Here is a 17103-nt window from a genome sequence, read left to right as displayed (position 1 = left end):
TCAGGTTGTATAGTGCGGATATTCCACGCCGCATGGGTTCTGCATGCTTTATTGTTCGCGGAATGCGCGATCAAAGCTGGTGGTGATCGGCGAAAACAGGTACGCGAGAATCGTCCGTGCCCCGGTCACGATCTCCAACTGGGCGGGCATCCCCGGCGATAGGATCATGCCCTCATGCTCGGCAAGGCTGTCGGCATCAATCTCAATCATTGCCTGAAAATAAGACCGGCCTTCAGCATCGGTAAGACGATCGGGCGACACATCCGTCACCGTCCCCTTGACCGGCGCAAACCAGCGCTGGCTAAAGGCGGTGACACGGATATTCACGCCAAGTCCGGTCGAAACCACATCGATATCATTGGGCGAAACACGTGCTTCAATCACCAAACGGTCGTCAAGCGGGACAATTTCAAGCACCTTGGCACCGGGCGGAACAACACCGCCGACCGTAGTGAACTGCATATTGGTCACCGTGCCGTGGCGCGGCGCCTTGATGTCGGACCGTATCAGGATATCCTCGGCCGACCGAAGACGCTCATTCAGATCGGAAATCTCGCTCTGGATATCGCGAAGCTCGGTATTGATGGTTTGCAAGTTATCGCGCATCAATTGCGACTGACTGGCTTTGACCTGCTGAATTTGCTGCTCGATTCGCGCAACATCTGCCGAGAACCGCCCGATATTTCCAAGCGTCTCAACCAACCGGCTTTCAAGCTGTAACAACCGGGTGCGCCGGGCATAGCCAAGGTCGACCATCGGCTTAACCATGGCGAGCTCTTCCTTAACGATCCCGACCTGTTGCTCGGCGGCGGTCTTTTGCTCGCGCGTGGCGACAATTTCGCGGCGCAGCTCCTTGATCCGCTCGTCATAAAGCGCAAGCTCACCGGCAAAGGCGCTTCGGCGGCTGTCAAACAGGGTTCTTTGCGCATCCGTAATCGAAAAATAGCGCGGGTCTTCAAGTGGTGCTGGGAACACCAGACGATCCTGATTGCCACGCTCGGCAACCAATCGGGTCTGTGTTGCCAGCGCATTGAGATAGCGGTTATTAAGCAAATCAAAGCTTGCCCGTGCGCGCGTGTCATCCAGGCTGATAAGCACGTCACCGGCCTTCACCCGTGCCCCATTGCGCACCAGAATGTCGCGAATGATCCCGCCTTCAAGATGCTGAACACTTTGCCGCCCGGAAAAGGGTGCGACCACCCCACTTGCCGTTGCCGCCGAATTAACCTGTGCGGTTGCTGCCCACAGCAAAACCGACCCAAACCCAAGGATCAGGATCAAAAGCCCGATCCGCACCAACGGTTTCACATCGGTATCAAGTTCACGCGCAGTTGGCAGTTCCACTCCGGCCATCAAGCCCCACCACGTCGACGTTGTGCCGATCCTTCAACCACACGCAATTGCGGCCGTGCGCCGCGCGGACGAGCCGGTGGCGTGTCAACGGGTTGTTCGATCGCACGTCGCGGTCGCTTGGCATCGCGTTTGGCGGCTTCACGTTCGGCATCTTCGCGGAATTGACGCATCCGACTGGCGGCGGCTTCACGCGCGGCCATGACCGCTTGCGCGTCTGCTTTCTTACGTTCGGCCGCTGTCAGTTGCACCTGCTCACGCACGGTGCGTTTGGTGCTCAATGGTTTCTGCTTTGGCGACTCTGCCTCGGCGGCTTTTGCCGCCGGGCGTTTTGCCACGGCGGGCCTTGATGCCACTGGTGACTTTGGTTTTTTCGGTGCGGTTCGGGATGTCGGCGACGGCGATTTGGACACCGCGACATCTGCTTGTTTTTCCGCGACCGGACGCATGGTCATCATTGTGCCACCCGGCGTTGGCTGAGGCACCATTTTGGGTTTGGCAATCCCGGCGGCTTGTTTTGCCGCCTCTGCCCGCGCGGATCCACCTGCCGCACCATCCGATCCAAAGTCGGCAATTTCGGGCATTTCAACGTCGGGTTTCACCGCCGCAGGATGGGAGGGGGCAGCACTGTTTTTCTCAACAATCGGACGCGGCGCATCTGGGTTGGGCACAGCGATTTGTTTTGGCGTAATGCGCATCTGCCCGTCTGCTGGCGCGGGCTGTCTGGATGCCACGGGGGGAACTGCCCTTGAATTGCCTGATATTTCCGGCATTTCCGGCATTTCCGGCGCAGTGGATGCTGGAATTGACGTTCGGCCGGGTACAGGCACAACTTTAATCTGCCCATCCGCAAGGGCAAGGATCGCATCCGCACGGCTTAGAATTTCGCGCTCATGACTGACGATAAAGGTGGTAATGCCGTTGCGACGCAGAACATCCATCAGATCGCCAATATGAGCCACCCCATTGTCATCAAGGGCCGTCGTCGGCTCGTCAAGCAACAGCATGCGCGGCCGGGCAAACAGGGCCGCGGCAAGGGCAATCAATTGTCGCTGCCCGCCCGAAAGGTTTCGCCCACCGCGATCCACGCGCGTTTCATATCCATCCTGAAGGTCGAGGATAAACTGATGCGCCCCGGCAAGCTCGGCGGCCTGAATGATATCGCGCATGTCCGCTTTGCCCAGCCGGGCAATGTTTTCGGCAATCGTACCGGGAAACAGGAACGGGTTCTGCGACAGATACCCGATCTGCGTGCCGATATCGCCACGTTCAATCCGCGATGCCTCAACCTCGTCAAGCTTGACCGATCCCGATCCAGGCAACCAGATGCCCATGATCAGTTTTAAGAGTGCGGTCTTGCCCACCCCGTTAAACCCGGCAATCGAAATGATCTGCCCCGGTCCTGCCTTAAACGAAAATCCCTTAAACAGGACATTTCGGCTGTTGGGCGGCGCAAAAACAAGCCGGTCCACCGTCACCGCCATGCCACGACCGCGTGGCAAAGGGGCCGGAATGGTCGGCTTTTTATCAAGCAAAATCTTATTAAGGCGATCAAACGAACTGCGCGCTGAATTCCAGCTGCGCCACGCCGAAACCGCCCCGTCAAATGGGGCAAGCCCGCGCATCCCAAGGATCATGGAGGCCACCATAATCCCGATTGTGATGCTTTCGGACAAAACCAGATAAGCCCCAACCCCGATAAAGCACACCTGCATCGCGAGGCGAATGAAATGCGACAATGTGGTCGATGTGCCAACCCGGCGGCTTGCCTGTCCTTCCCAATAAAGCGAGTCGGATTGATCCGCCTGCCACCGTTGGCGGGCCGATGGCGTCATACCCATGGCTTCCATCGCCTCGGCATTGCGCACATAGGTTTCTTCCTGCGCGATGCCACGGTTCTGGCTTTCTTCGGACCGGTCGACGGAAATCTTCGATGCGGCCTCGTTGACAATCGCAATCACGATCAAAAGCACCGCCCCGCCGCAGGCCACCATGCCCAAACGGTAATCGAAAACAAACACCACGCCGATATAAACAGGCGCCCATAGGAAATCGATCAGCGCAAAGGGACCACTCCCGGTCAGAAACCCGCGCAGGCCATACAAATCGCGCAACGGGCGCTGACGCATGGGTGTTCCGCGTGCAGATTGCTGCACCACATGGGCAAACAGATCCCCACCCAGACGCAGATCAAGGGCCGTTCCGACCCGGATCAAAACCCGTGATCGCAATTGCTCCATAGAGGCAATGAACACAAGAACAAGCCCGATGCCGACGGTCAGAAGGGCCAGCGTATCGACACTGCGGCTTGAAAGCACACGGTCAAATACCTGCATGGAATAGATCGGAATGACCATGTTGAGCAGGTTGATCACCATGCTAAATCCGCCCACGAGCGCAATCGACCGCCAGAACATCCGTTCCAGCGGGGTCCGATCCCCTTCGCGTCCCGCATCCGCTTTGCGGTTTGGCCGGATTTTATCCAACAGGCCCATGATGTCCTTCCGGTTCACTTACCACTGTCATCAGTCATAGCACGCATAGCAATGGTCCCACGCAGGAGTGCTGCGACGGGTACCCTATCCAATTGCATACTCCCACTATTCTAGGTGAATATATAAGGATGCGTTAACAAATAGGCGCAAAACCCTTCATTTCATTAGGTTATGCGTCAATAAAATTACTCTGATCCGTCTGATACCCGTCCCCAAAGACCGATCAGGCGGTTCATCATGCCCCGAGTCTCAAATTCCGGCTTCGGAGTCTCATCGCCTTGGCGTGACCAATCGACGTTGCATTTTCAAAGCACACCCGATCACTTTATCCATCGCCTCCCTTGCCCCTAAGACCCCAACGCCACACCTTATTTATATGGCACTTCAACACGCAACAGCGCCACTTTGCATCAGTCAGGCCCTCTCAAAGCGCCCCGCTCCTTGATCACAATAAACCATCGCAAACAGTGAAAGTCCCCATGCCAGAGGAAAACTCACCACTTCCTGCTTTTATCCAGCGCTTTCTGGCCATCCATCCGGGTGGCGCATCCCACGCGGGGGCGCTTCTGATCTGTATGATCGGGGTTCTGGCAGGATGTGCATGGATGCTTGGCGGCTTTACCATGATTGTCTCAGCCGCACTTGCGGTTGCGATGATGCTGCTTTTCTCACCCATGGTCTCATCCGAATTTGTCATGAAGCTCCTGCGCGCCAAACCGCTTGATCCACACTTCTACGAAGCGACCCATGAAATGGTTGGGCTTCTGTGTGATCGCGCCGGGCTTACCGAACGGCCCAAGCTGTTCGTCCTACCGGGCAAAGGTGTCAATGCCATCACCACCGGCACGGACAAGGGCACCAGCATTGCCATTTCAAACGACGCCCTGCATGGCCTGTCACCGCGTCAGATGCGTGCCATGCTGGCCCATGAAATCGCCCATGCATGGCACGGCGATACGCGCATTTTGTTGATCACCGATGTGATCTATCGCGCGACATGGACGGTTGCGATTTTTGGTTTGGCACTGGCGTTGTTTGGCAACTTCAATCCACCGGGCTGGATGATTATTCTGTTTGGCATCATCCCGACCATCAGTTTCCTGTTGCAACGTGCGGTCATCCGTAATCGGGAATTTGCCGCCGATCACGGTGCGAGTGACCTTCTCAATGGCCCGGAAGACATGATTGACGCCCTACTCCATATTGATCAGATCAACAAAAAACGCCTGGGCCTTATCCCCTATCGCAGCACCCAGCCGCCCAGCATACTCGACACCCACCCCAGCATCCGCGCCCGGGTGAATGGGTTGCGCGCCCTAAAGCCCGGCACATGGCAAAAATTCTTTGAAAGCCGACGCATGCCCGGCTCATAATCATCCATGTCGTTTCAACCCGATCCCCAAAACAGTGCCGATCTTGGCCCCTGCCCGATCTGTGGTCGCCCGATGCATGCCGGACCAACGGTTGACCGCCATCACTGGACACCCAAATCACAGGGCGGAACAGAAACCCAATGGCTGCACCGGGTCTGCCACCGCATGATCCACCGGCTGTTTGACGAGGCCACCCTTGCCCGTGATTTTGATCAACCCGAAAAGCTGACACGCCACCCCGACATGATCAAATTCATCAAATGGGTGCGCAAAAAACCCGCCGACTACATCGACTGGCCTGAAAACAGCGGGCGATATGGCCGCAAACGGTCAAACCGGCGCTAAAGACCATTTTATCGGGACTGTTACCCCATCCCGGATATGTTTATCATTTACGCAAACGGGTCAGATCGGTACTAGAGCGTATTGCATTTAATCGGCACCAGTTTTGCCGGAGGTAACCTTCTGCCCTGCAAGGAAAGGGCAAAATTGGTGCCGATTAAATGCAATACGCTCTAGGATCGACACACCTGCATGTGACCAACCGGGGAAAACCAATGCCAAGTGCCGATATGCTCAATGACCTGATACCGGTCTTTGTCACCCTGTTCGTCATCATTGACCCGTTGGGACTGGTGCCGGTTTTCATCGTTTTGACGCAGGGTACAAGTGCCGCCCACCGTAGGCGCATGGCGATCCGCGCCTGTTTGACCAGCTTTTTCATTCTCGCGGCCTTCGCACTGATTGGCGAAGGATTACTGGGCATCTTTGGCATCCACATGCCAGCCTTTCGCATCGCAGGCGGCACGCTTCTTTTCCTGATCGCGCTTGAAATGCTGTTTGAAAAACGCAGCCAGAAACGCAACGAGCGCGCCGAACAGGTCCATCAGGAACTTGAAGACGACCACGACGGTGACAAGACAAAACCCAAAGCCGTTACAAAATCAAAAACGGACCAAACCATCCCCGACGACGAAGCCGACGATGTGTCGATTTTCCCGATGTCGATCCCGTTCCTGTCGGGTCCGGGCTCCATCGCATCGGTGATGCTGTTGATGGGGAAATTCGAAGACAACGTCGCCATGCAGGCCAGCGTCATTGGCGTTGTCGCCGTGGTAATGCTGATTGCCTTCGTCTTCTTCATGCTGTCAAACGTGGTCGCCAAACGCCTCAGCCCGACAGTTGCCACCGTCGTCTCCCGCCTGCTCGGCATGATCTTGGCCGCCCTTGCGGTACAATTCATCATCGACGGGATCAAGCAGGCGTTTTTCTGACAACCTGAGGCAGCACAGCCTCCACAACACTTGGGCCTGTGGTACACTCCCCGGTATACATTCACCCAGCTTGGTAGCTAAGACGAGGACACATGATGCGCAAAATCGCCATCGGTATTTTAACAAATGGATTATTACCAGCAGCCGTCGGAGCTATTGCAGGCAGCGCTATTACTGTAGGGCTAACATATTTCGCTGACCAGAAACTACAGCTTGCGGAATATCAATTACGCGAAATTAGCCGCATGCAAGTACGAGAATTCAGAGACCCTAACGGAGCTATCTTCGACGACGCAACTGCCCTGCTCCGATTAGCAGCTTTAATGCCCGCAGAGGTGATTGCGACCAATGCAGCTTCAACAAAATACTATTGTCACAATCAGTTGCCAGAAGAGTGTATCGATCAAACTGTCCATAGTTTGCAAGCACTACGAAAAGCTCTCGGCACCGGGGAAGTACAAGACGAGGTAATAGAAACCTACGTAAGAGCAGCTCAACGGAGATTGGCAGAGCTACCAGAGAATGTACCGAAGTATACGATCCAAATTCCTAAGAGCGACGCTCCTGTTCAACCCCAAAAGCAATAAAGAGAGGAAAACTGCCATCCCTTTCTTGCTTTCTATCATCTGTACGCGGTCACTTGATTAACGCCCAGCAAGTGCAGTGAGCTCCTCATGCAGCACCTTGGGAATCGTGACACCATTTTGGGCACTGCGTTGACGCGCCTCAAACCGTCGTTGGGATGGCAGGCGGGCACCCTGTTCAACAATCCGTTCAAACACGTCCTCGGCATGATCCAGATGCTTTTGTGCATCCGCCCCCAAAAAGGTTTCCGGGGAAAAGGCGATGATGATTTCGCCGTGATGCGGATTGCCCGGCGTATCCTCGGTTGCCGCATGGGTTTCATGGCCCAGCACATCACCGATCAACGGCCCGGCCAGAAGGCCAATCATGGTCGACAATGCCGATCCCTTATGCCCGCCAAAGGTCAGCATCGCACCGGCAAGGGCCTCTGCCGGATCGGTCGTCGGCGCACCTGTCTGGTCAACCGCCCATCCTTCGGGGATGGTTTTGCCCGCCCGTCGGTGCAGTTCAATGTCACCACGCGCAATCACGCTGGTCGCAAAATCAAACGTATAGGGCGTCGTACCCGGACGTGGCCAAGAAAAGGCAATCGGATTGGTTCCCAAAAGCGGTTTGGAGCCGCCGGCTGGTGCAACAAAGGCATGGGTTGGTGTCATGGCAATGCCAACCAACCCCTGTGCCGAAATCTGCTCGACCTCTGGCCAGAGTGCCGAGAAATGGAAACTGTTATTGATCGCCAGCACCGACACACCGCAATGGCGCGATTTTTCAATCAAATAAGGCAAGCCTTTCTCGAACGAAAGAAGCGAGCATCCCTTATGCGCATTGACCCGTGTGATCGCAGGCGCCTGATCCATGATTTCCGGTTCGGCATGGGTATCAAGTCCGCCATTGCGTGCGGCCTGCACACAGCCAATCAACCGATACAGACCATGCGAGTGGCATTCATCGGTTTGCGCAGCCACAACACTGCGCATGATTGCCGCGGCGTGATCATGGCTAAAACCGTTCCCTTCAAGCACAGCAAGACTAAGTCTTTCTGCCTGTTCGACTGTTAAAGTGACCGCATCGCTCATGGGGCATTCCATTTCATAGAGTCAGGGTGAAGTAACTTGTATTTACAAGTATGTAACATCCGAAAGGCACTGCACCAAGGCACAAGGACGGAAGCCGATGATACACTGCTCATATCCTGCGCACCGGGCAAAACGCTTTTGACTTTAAGGTTGCGTTGGGGAATTCAGCCCCGCATGCGCCAAGGCCGCAATCAGGTCGGTTCGGGTGACAATGCCAATGATTTTGCCATCCTCGATCACCGGCACAGCATCACAAGCCCCATCCGCCATTAATGGCAAAAGGGCCGCAATGGGTGTACTTGCTGTTGCGCGTGGTTCGGTCACCGACATGATCTCGATTGCGCGCACCGGGGCCGTGCGCCCCAGATCAATGAGCCGCGCCATCGCAGGCAACAAACCACGGTCCAGACGCAGCGCGTCTTCTCTGGCCCGGCGGATCAGATGTATTTGGAAAATCACACCGATATAGCGGCCATCCTTTTCGATAACCGGCAATGACTTGAAACCGTGACGCCGGAAAAGATCGGCAACTTCGCCAAGCGGCGTGTCAGCATCCACCGTCACCAAGTCCCGTGACATGATCTGCTTGGCGGTAATTGGCCCGGTGCGATGTGCCGCCACCTGAAATTCCGCCGCACTGATCAAACGTGCCAGGTCTTCAACACCAAGGTTCAACGACTGACGGTATTGCTGCAGGATGGCATTGAGTTCCCCCTCATCCAGTCCAAGACGCTCGATCGGCGGGCGGTCTGCGGTATCATGGGTACTCTTGTCGTCAAAATGCCGCAACGGATATGTCCGCCCCGTCGCGCGGGCATAAAATACCGCAATCAGAACAAGAATGCCTGTCACCACGCCAACCGGTGTGACGGCAAAGCGAAAGCCGAGATCAGTGACAAGATCGGGGTTCAGCGCCGCCACCATGGCAACCGCCCCACCCGGTGGGTGAACCGCGCGCAAAAGGATCATCGCCGTAATCGCGACGCCAACCGCCAAAGCCACACATAAAACCGGATCACTCACCACGTGACAAACGGCAATACCGGCCAAGGCCGACACACTGTTGCCGACAATCGCCGACCACGGCTGGGCAAGCGGGCTGTTGGGCACAGCAAATAACAACACCGATGACGCCCCAAACGGCGCAATCAGATAAAGACCAGCCCCCTGCAAGTCAAAGAACGACAGCAAGAAACCAGCAACACCCAAGCCAATTAACGCGCCCATTCCGGCACGCAAAGCTTCCTTTGGCGTGTTCATGGGCATCGCCGGATAAAGTCCGCGAAGACGTGTAAAATTCATAGGAACGTTTCACCACCCCGGCCAAGATTGAACATGGGGCTTTTGTTTATTTTTATAAAATGCGGATTTTTCTCGTACTTAGTTTCCAATCCATGGTCAACAATTCCCCACCGAAAACCAACAAAAAAGGGAGGGCACATTGCCCTCCCCTTACAGCACGATGGCTGGACCGCCTTAATCCCACCGCTTGGCTGCGCGCAGGATCGCATCCGTACCGATCTGGTAATGCTCATAAAGCGCAATGCTGTCCCCGCACTGGCCGAAATTATTCACCCCCAACGGGGCAACCGCATGTCCGCGCACCGAACCCAGCCACGCTAACGCCGCCGGATGACCATCAATTACGGTCACAAGGCGCGCATCGGATGCCAGCGGTTTAAGCAGGTTTTCCACATGCGACATCTGAGCATCCGCCTTGCCCTCAAGACGGGCCCGCTCAAGGTCCTGCCATTCGTTGTACAGACGGTCGGTCGAGGTCACGGCCAAAAGCCCCAAGCCCGGATGATCTTCCGACAGCTTTTCCCATGCGGCAATCGCTTCGGGCGCCATGGCTCCGCAATAGGCAATCACCATCTTGCAGTCATCGCCCGGCTCACGCAGCCAATAACCACCCGAAACAATATCGGATTTATCCGCATCCGAAAGATCACGCTCAGGCTGGCTCAATGGCTTGGTCGACAAACGCATGTAAATCGACCCGCCGTCCTCGGCCTGCATATGATCGAACGACCAGCCCATGATTGCGGCGACTTCATCGCCAAAGCTCGGCTCAAAGCTGGTCAGGCCGGGCTGGCCCATACCGATCATCGGTGTGCTGATCGACTGATGCGCGCCACCTTCCGGGGCCAATGAAATGCCGCTTGGTGTGGCGACAACCATAAACCGCGCATCCTGATAACAGGCGTAATTGAGCGCATCCAACCCGCGCGCAATGAACGGATCATACAGCGTGCCAATCGGGAACAATCGCTGCCCAAACAGACTGTGCGACAGACCAAGGGCGGCCAAATTCAAAAACAGATTGTTTTCGGCAATACCCAGTTCGACATGCTGGCCGCTTGGCGAACGTATCCATTTCTGGGCCGAAGGAACCTTGCGTTCGCGAAACTCATCGGCAAGGTCTTCGCGGCCAAACAACCCGCGCTGGTTCACAAACCCGCCAAGGTTGGTCGACACCGTCACATCGGGCGATGTGGTGACAATGCGATCAGACAGATCGCTTTTTTTCATCTTGGCCAGTTCATTGAGGATTTTACCAAACACTTCCTGCGTGCTTGATGTATCTGTCCGCGCATAGGGCATGTCGGGAATGGTAATGACATCCGCCTTTTTGTGGCGGGATGCGGCGTCATTGAATGGGGCATTTTTAATATAACTCCGGATTTTATCCTCTGATATATCCAATCCGGCGGCAAAATCCCACTCTTGTCCGTCTTCAACGCGGTTTTGTTCCTTAAACGTGTCCATCTGCGGCACATTCATCAGGCCCGCATGATTGTCCTTATGCCCCTGAAGCGGGGTGCCATATCCCTTAACGGTATAGGCGATAAAGATGGTTGGCTTGTCATTTGGCACCGCATCAAACGCGCTCAGCACGGCCTCCATGCAATGCCCGCCCAGATTAGTCATCAGGTCATGCAGCGCATCATCTTCATATTCGCCCAACAGACTGACCAACGCATTATCACCGGGCATATCGGATGTGATTTGTGCGCGCCATGCCGCCCCGCCCTGAAACGTCAGGGCCGAATAAATGTCGTTGGGCACGTCATTCAGCCATTTCTTAAGTGACTTACCCCCCGGCTTGGCAAAGGCTTCGTGCAATTTACGGCCATATTTAATGGTAATCACGTTCCAGCCCACAGCACGGAAAAACCGGCCAATCACGCGAAACAGATGCGCATCAATCATGCCGTCAAGGCTTTGACGGTTATAATCAATCACCCACCAGACATTGCGAATGTCATGCTTCCAGGTATCAAGCAGCGCTTCGTAAATATTGCCTTCATCAAGCTCGGCATCGCCGACAAGGGCGACCATGCGCCCCGGAACCTCGCCCTTGGGCAGCATATCCTTATATCGCAGGTAATCCTGCGTTAACGCGGCGAAGTTTGTTACCGCCGCGCCAAGGCCAACCGACCCGGTTGAAAAATCAACCTGATCGCCATCCTTGGTCCGCGATGGATAGGATTGCGCACCGCCAAATGACCGGAATTTTTCCAGCTTTTCCTTGGTCTGACGGCCAAACAGATAATTAATCGCATGGAATACCGGGCTGGCATGCGGCTTGACCGCCACCCGGTCCTGCGGACGCAGAACATTGAAATAAAGGGCTGTCATCAAGGTTGTCATCGACGCACAGCTGGCCTGATGCCCACCAACCTTAATGCCATCGCGTTTGGGACGCAGATGGTTGGCGTTATGGATGGTCCAGCTTGATAGCCACCGCACCTTTTTCTCGATCTGACCGAGCATCTCTAGATCTTCGGCCTTTACCTGACCGGTTGAGCTTGCTTCGATAATTTCACCGATTTCCGGGGTGGCATCTTGTGCGGACATCTTACGTAACACCTTTTGATGTGGGTTATGCACGGCGGCCATCCGGCTCACCGCAACATTCCGGTATTGAATTACCGATTTTTAAACAGACGGCGCAAAAATCAAGTTCCCGCCCCCAAGTTTCACACAAGATTCGGCGATTTCGACCGACCTGTGGAATCTGCTGCGACGAACCTGCCAAAACCTTCGAATTTCCCATCTGAAACAATATTTCGTGGTCTCAAAATGCGGTAACGCCAGCACGATTCGATGCCCCTTACAAATGCATGTACTTACTGAAATTCGGGCCCTTCCCAAGAGTCCCCCGCATCCGAACACAGATGGAAAATGTTGCCTCGGCGCTTTTCAAGCCCGGCGCACCAATTTTCGAACCAATTTACCTGCGTACTTAAGACATCGCTAACTGATTGAAAGGCTATATATAAAATCTACACATATGATTTTGACCGCTGTGCACACTCCAAACCCTGGACACTGTTTTCTCTTTCATGCTGCCGCCCATACCGCGACCAATCCTGAGTTTTCATGCCCGATGCACCGCCATTTTCAGGGCAGCAATGGTGGTGCTTGCGGTTGGCAACATGACCATATCGGCGGCCCACGCCGCAGATACAGGCACAGTACAAAGCCCTGTTGATGTCCGCCTGCCGATGGATACTACGTCCGATTACTGTCTCGGGCGCATTACATGGGATCAACATTCCGAATACCATGTTGACCTGTTGCGGTTGGCTTTGCGGCTCGGTCCCACGGACATTGCCATCACACCGGTCTGCGTTGAATACCCCACCGAAGAACGCCGTATTTCGATGCTGCAAACAGGTGATCAGATCAATACCGTTTTCTTTGGCACAACGCAGGACCGTGAAGACAAACTTCTGGCAGCGTACGTGCCGATTTACCTTGGCACCACAGGGCTCCGGCTTTTCATGGCACGTCCTGAAACGCGTACTGAATTGGCGCATATTCAAACGCTTGATGAACTTCGGAAATTTTCGATGGGGCAGGGGCTTGGTTGGCCTGACGGTCAAATTCTGATCGACAATGGCTTTAATGTAATCCCCGGACGTTACAAGACACTGCATCGGATGCTCGAATTCCGGCGCTTTGACCTATACCCAAGGGCCTATTGGCAAATTATCGGTGAATGGAACTGGATGAAGCAAGAGGCGCCAAACATTGTCGTCTCACCCGATATCGCACTTTATTACCCGCAGCCGATCTATTTCTTTGTCAGTCCGAAAACACCCCAACTGCGCGATGTAATCCAGACAGGTCTTGAACGGGCTTACTCAAACGGCATGCTATTGAACTTGCTGAAAAATCACCGCGAAACCACAGCATCATTTAAAGAAGTGAATCTGCGGAAAATCCATCTTTTACGCATAGAAAACCGTTCATTGCCGGAAAAATCGCGCCAGACCATGAAAAAATTCGGTCTTTTCGATTAAGGCCTAGAAAACGAACCGAACATTCAAACCCAAAATCAAATCGCCAACCGGACTCAATCCAAGATCCTTCGCGGAAATGAACATTCATCCGATTGGCGACAGTTGATCGTGCTTAGGATTGATGGCTCTATTCAGCCGCAATCGCCATTTCATCCCCATCAAGCGCCTGACCAAGATCGGCCAAAATATCGCCGATGCTTTCAAGCCCGGCGGACAGACGGATCAAACCATCGGTGATCTGATATTCCGCACGTTCTTCGGGGGTATAGGTCGAATGGGTCATCGATGCCGGATGCTGGATCAGCGTTTCGGCGTCCCCAAGACTGACCGCACGGGTAATCATATGAAGACCGTTCATCAATTTACGACCTTCTTCGATCCCGCCTTTCAGCTCAAACGCAATCATCCCGCCAAAACGGTCCATCTGCTTTTTGGCCAGCACGTGCTGCGGATCGCTTTCAAGGCCCGGATAAAAGACCTTTTCGACCTTGGGATGGTTCGCAAGGAAATCGGCAATTTTCTCGGCATTGTCACAATGACGTTCCATGCGCAGCTCCAGCGTTTTAAGCCCGCGCATAACAAGGTTGGCGTCCTGTGCGGATAAAACAGCACCGGTCATATCCTTCAAGCCGATCAATCGAACCTGCATCATGTCCTCGGTCGAACCAATCACCCCACCGGCCATAAGGTCCCCATGCCCGCCCAGATATTTGGTCGCTGAATGGACAACGATATCCGCACCAAGCTCAATCGGGCGCTGCAAATACGGCGTGCAATAGGTGTTATCGACAACAACTTTCGCCCCATGTTTATGGGCAATCTCGGAAATCGCTTCGATATCGACCAGACGCATGTTCGGGTTGGCCGGGGTTTCGAAGTAGACAATCTTGGTCTTGTCGGAAATCGCCTTTTCAAGCTCCGCCGGGTCGGTCAAGTCGACATGGGTGTGCTTGATGCCAAACTTTTCCAGGCCATGGCGGAAATAGGCAAATGTGCAGCCATAAAGCGTGCGATCGATAATGATCTCATCACCCGGTGCAATGAAGGTCCAGAACACGGACGTGATCGCCCCCATGCCCGATGCGGTCGCAACCGAAGCTTCCCCGCCTTCAAGCACAGCCAGGCGTTTTTCCAGCAAATCAAGCGTCGGATTGGCAATGCGCGAATAGATAAATCCCTGCTCGCCACCTGCAAAGAACCGCCCGCCCTGCTCGGCGGTTTCAAAGGCAAAGGTCGAGGACATATAGACCGGCTGGTTCAGCGCCCCATTGTGACTTTGCGGGTCATAACCATGATGAATGGCACGGGTGGCGAAACCGGTTTTGGCATTGGTTTTAAGGTCTGCAGACATGGTGGGCTCCCGAAATTGCGTTTGTTATCCCCACATACCCGCAAGGCCTGTGCCAGATGATCAAAAGTGCCGGTTTCAGGCATTTTCCCGTAAAATGCTCTCTTGCCATCTGTAAATAATAGTTTACAGACGATTGCTCACCAAAATTGAATAATCGGGGGAATTATGTGGATTTGCTGAAAACCCGCCTGTACACTATTATTTACAGTGTAAACCTATCGGTACAGTCATGCGGTTTGAAATTCAGGGCGAAAACAGGCTTGGTATTACCCGTGATGTGGTCAATGTGCTGACCGATCAGGGGCTCGATATCCGCGCCTTTGAGGTCACCACCCATTACATCTATGCCGACATCCCGGCCATCCGCCCGGAACGGTTTCCGCTGCTGTCCCATGCGCTTAAACAAATTCCCGGCATATCGGGCATCCGTGAAATTGACCGGCTGCCAACTGAACGTCGCCGTGCGCAGCTTCATGCGACCTTGGCCGCCTTTGGCAACCCGGTGATTGCGGTCGATGCCAATGGCCAGATTGCCCAAGCCAACCCGGCCGCACAGACGATTACCGGCACTTCCGAGAAAGATCTTCGTGATCGTGATATTTCTTTTATTTTAAGCGATCCATCAATTGAAGATTTACGCCAAAGTCATTTTCACCTGCCCGAGCGCGAGGTGATTCTGGGTGGCCAGACCTATTTGCTACAGGTCGAACCGATTGGCCATGTCGATGATGGATCCGACGCGGATGACACCACACCGTGGGGCGGGGTGATGGTGTTTCACCGGGCCGCCCGGCTGGGCCGGGTGATTACCGCCCTTCAGGATCGCAGCCACACCGGATTTGACGACATTATCGGCGAAAGCCGGGCAATGACGCGGGTTAAATCACAGGCCAAACGCCTTGCCGCGATTGACGCACCGCTTTTGATTTTGGGCGAAACCGGTACTGGCAAGGAACTCTTCGCACGCGCATCCCACCGGGCCAGTTCCTGCATTGACCAGCCGTTTTTGGCCTTGAACTGTGCCGCCATGCCCGAAGGTTTGGCCGAAAGCGAGCTGTTTGGCTATGCCGCCGGGGCCTTTACCAGTGCCCGGCGCGGCGGCAAACCGGGATTACTGGAGCTTGCCGATGGTGGCACGCTGTTTTTGGATGAAATCGGCGAGCTGACGCCTTATTTGCAGGCGAAATTGCTGCGTGTCTTGCAAGATGGCCGGTTCCGCCGGGTCGGGGGGACGGATGAAATCGCCGTTGATGTGCGGATCATCAGTGCAACCAACCGTGATCTTGAAGCCATGTCCCATGACGGGACGTTTCGCGAAGACCTGTATTTCCGCCTCAACGTGCTTGGCATTACGTTGCCCCCGCTCCGTGACCGGATTGAAGACATCAACGATCTGGCCCAGTTTTTTATCGACCGCACCGCCCAGCAAACTGAACGCGCCACACCGTATCTTGCCAATGATGCGCTTGCTTGGTTAACCCGCCATGACTGGCCGGGCAATGTGCGCGAATTGGAAAACACCCTGTTTCGCGCCGTCGCCCTGCTCGATGGCGATGTGCTAAGCGCACGCGATCTGACTGACGCGGCCATCGGCACCGCACCGCGCACCAACGAAACACCGACCTCGTACACACCCGATACCGCAGGCAGCAATATGCGCCCCGGCGCGCCCCAACAACCTGACATCATCACCAACGCCCTTGCCGCGCAGGATTTCGCCACCGGCATGACCATGATCGAGCGGGAAATGCTGGCCCGGCTTTATCCCGACTACCCAAGCTCACGCAAGCTGGCTGAACGGCTGGGCGTATCGCATACATCGATTGCCAACAAACTGCGCAAATACGGCATCGGCAGTTGATCGTGCGCCCCCCCCCCCCCCCAACATCGCCTGAACAGCACCGGACCCGCCTTTCTTTTGTCTGGCGTTGCGCTTTACATTGCGCTGCGGCATGATCCTCCTAAGTTAATAAGAGGCCCCAACGCCTCACCCTCAGGGAGAAGACATCATGCTGACAGGAAAACGCGCACTTGTAACCGGCTCCACCAGTGGCATTGGCCTTGCGATGGCAAAGGCACTTGCCGGGGCCGGGGCGGACATCATGCTTAATGGTTTTGGCGACAAGGACGAGATCGAAGCCACCCGAAAATCACTTGAAACCGACTTTGGTGTGACCGCCTATTACAATGGCGCGGACCTGTCCAAGCCCGATCAAATCGAAGCAATGATGAAAGATGCCGCCGATAAATTTGGCGGCGGTGCCGACATCCTGATCAATAATGCCGG

The 17103-nt window shown here is 54.9% G+C and carries 13 protein-coding genes; 7 read left to right on the top strand and 6 right to left on the bottom strand.

What is annotated here, in order from left to right:
- Nucleotides 1-48 precede the first annotated feature (48 nt).
- Nucleotides 49-1353 (bottom strand): HlyD family type I secretion periplasmic adaptor subunit, encoded by a 1305-nt coding sequence (locus tag K355_RS0104290; RefSeq protein ID WP_022730874.1) that lies wholly within the window; start codon nucleotides 1351-1353, stop codon nucleotides 49-51.
- Nucleotides 1353-3845: a type I secretion system permease/ATPase gene (locus K355_RS0104285; RefSeq protein WP_022730873.1), complete on the bottom strand. Its 2493-nt coding sequence runs from the start codon at nucleotides 3843-3845 to the stop codon at nucleotides 1353-1355. The genes K355_RS0104290 and K355_RS0104285 overlap by 1 nt, the downstream gene beginning before the upstream one ends.
- Nucleotides 3846-4324: 479 nt before the next feature.
- Between K355_RS0104285 and K355_RS0104280 the strand changes: the two genes are divergently transcribed.
- From K355_RS0104280 to K355_RS0104265, 4 genes are all read left to right on the top strand, one after another.
- Nucleotides 4325-5218: a M48 family metalloprotease gene (locus tag K355_RS0104280; RefSeq protein ID WP_022730872.1), complete on the top strand. Its 894-nt coding sequence runs from the start codon at nucleotides 4325-4327 to the stop codon at nucleotides 5216-5218.
- Between the two features lie 6 nt (nucleotides 5219-5224).
- A complete protein-coding gene (locus tag K355_RS23085; RefSeq protein WP_022730871.1) occupies nucleotides 5225-5563 on the top strand; it encodes an HNH endonuclease family protein in 339 nt (112 codons plus the stop codon).
- Between the two features lie 158 nt (nucleotides 5564-5721).
- Nucleotides 5722-6492 (top strand): MarC family protein, encoded by a 771-nt coding sequence (locus K355_RS0104270; RefSeq protein WP_245562908.1) that lies wholly within the window; start codon nucleotides 5722-5724, stop codon nucleotides 6490-6492.
- Between the two features lie 92 nt (nucleotides 6493-6584).
- Entirely contained in the window at nucleotides 6585-7079 is a 495-nt protein-coding gene (locus K355_RS0104265; protein WP_033368547.1) for a hypothetical protein, read from the top strand.
- A gap of 57 nt (nucleotides 7080-7136) precedes the next feature.
- Here the strand turns inward: K355_RS0104265 and K355_RS0104260 are convergent, their stop codons facing one another.
- The 3 genes from K355_RS0104260 to K355_RS0104245 all read right to left on the bottom strand — a co-directional run bounded on the left by K355_RS0104260 (nucleotide 7137) and on the right by K355_RS0104245 (nucleotide 12014).
- Entirely contained in the window at nucleotides 7137-8153 is a 1017-nt protein-coding gene (locus K355_RS0104260; RefSeq protein WP_022730868.1) for an Ldh family oxidoreductase, read from the bottom strand.
- A 144-nt stretch (nucleotides 8154-8297) separates the two neighbouring features.
- Nucleotides 8298-9455 carry an HPP family protein gene (locus K355_RS0104255; RefSeq protein ID WP_022730867.1) on the bottom strand — a complete coding sequence of 386 codons (1158 nt, stop codon included), beginning with the start codon at nucleotides 9453-9455 and terminating at the stop codon, nucleotides 8298-8300.
- A gap of 174 nt (nucleotides 9456-9629) precedes the next feature.
- Nucleotides 9630-12014 carry a transketolase gene (locus K355_RS0104245; protein WP_033368577.1) on the bottom strand — a complete coding sequence of 795 codons (2385 nt, stop codon included), beginning with the start codon at nucleotides 12012-12014 and terminating at the stop codon, nucleotides 9630-9632.
- 581 nt (nucleotides 12015-12595) lie between these two features.
- Between K355_RS0104245 and K355_RS0104240 the strand changes: the two genes are divergently transcribed.
- Nucleotides 12596-13465 (top strand): substrate-binding periplasmic protein, encoded by an 870-nt coding sequence (locus K355_RS0104240; RefSeq protein ID WP_147250364.1) that lies wholly within the window; start codon nucleotides 12596-12598, stop codon nucleotides 13463-13465.
- Between the two features lie 127 nt (nucleotides 13466-13592).
- Here the strand turns inward: K355_RS0104240 and K355_RS0104235 are convergent, their stop codons facing one another.
- On the bottom strand, nucleotides 13593-14816 hold the full coding sequence (locus K355_RS0104235) for a methionine gamma-lyase (RefSeq protein WP_022730863.1): 1224 nt from the start codon (nucleotides 14814-14816) through the stop codon (nucleotides 13593-13595).
- Nucleotides 14817-15045: 229 nt separating this feature from the next.
- Here K355_RS0104235 and K355_RS0104230 point away from each other — a divergent pair, with 229 nt between their 5' ends.
- Together K355_RS0104230 and K355_RS0104225 are read left to right on the top strand one after the other, a co-directional pair.
- On the top strand, nucleotides 15046-16677 hold the full coding sequence (locus K355_RS0104230; protein WP_022730862.1) for a sigma 54-interacting transcriptional regulator: 1632 nt from the start codon (nucleotides 15046-15048) through the stop codon (nucleotides 16675-16677).
- Nucleotides 16678-16825: 148 nt separating this feature from the next.
- On the top strand, nucleotides 16826-17103 hold a 278-nt coding region (locus K355_RS0104225; RefSeq protein WP_022730861.1), incomplete at its 3' end, for an SDR family NAD(P)-dependent oxidoreductase.

Origin of the sequence: Thalassospira lucentensis MCCC 1A00383 = DSM 14000 (assembly GCF_000421265.1) — a bacterium.
In the GTDB taxonomy this organism is placed as follows: domain Bacteria; phylum Pseudomonadota; class Alphaproteobacteria; order Rhodospirillales; family Thalassospiraceae; genus Thalassospira; species Thalassospira lucentensis.
This window is presented reverse-complemented; position numbering and strand designations above follow the sequence as displayed.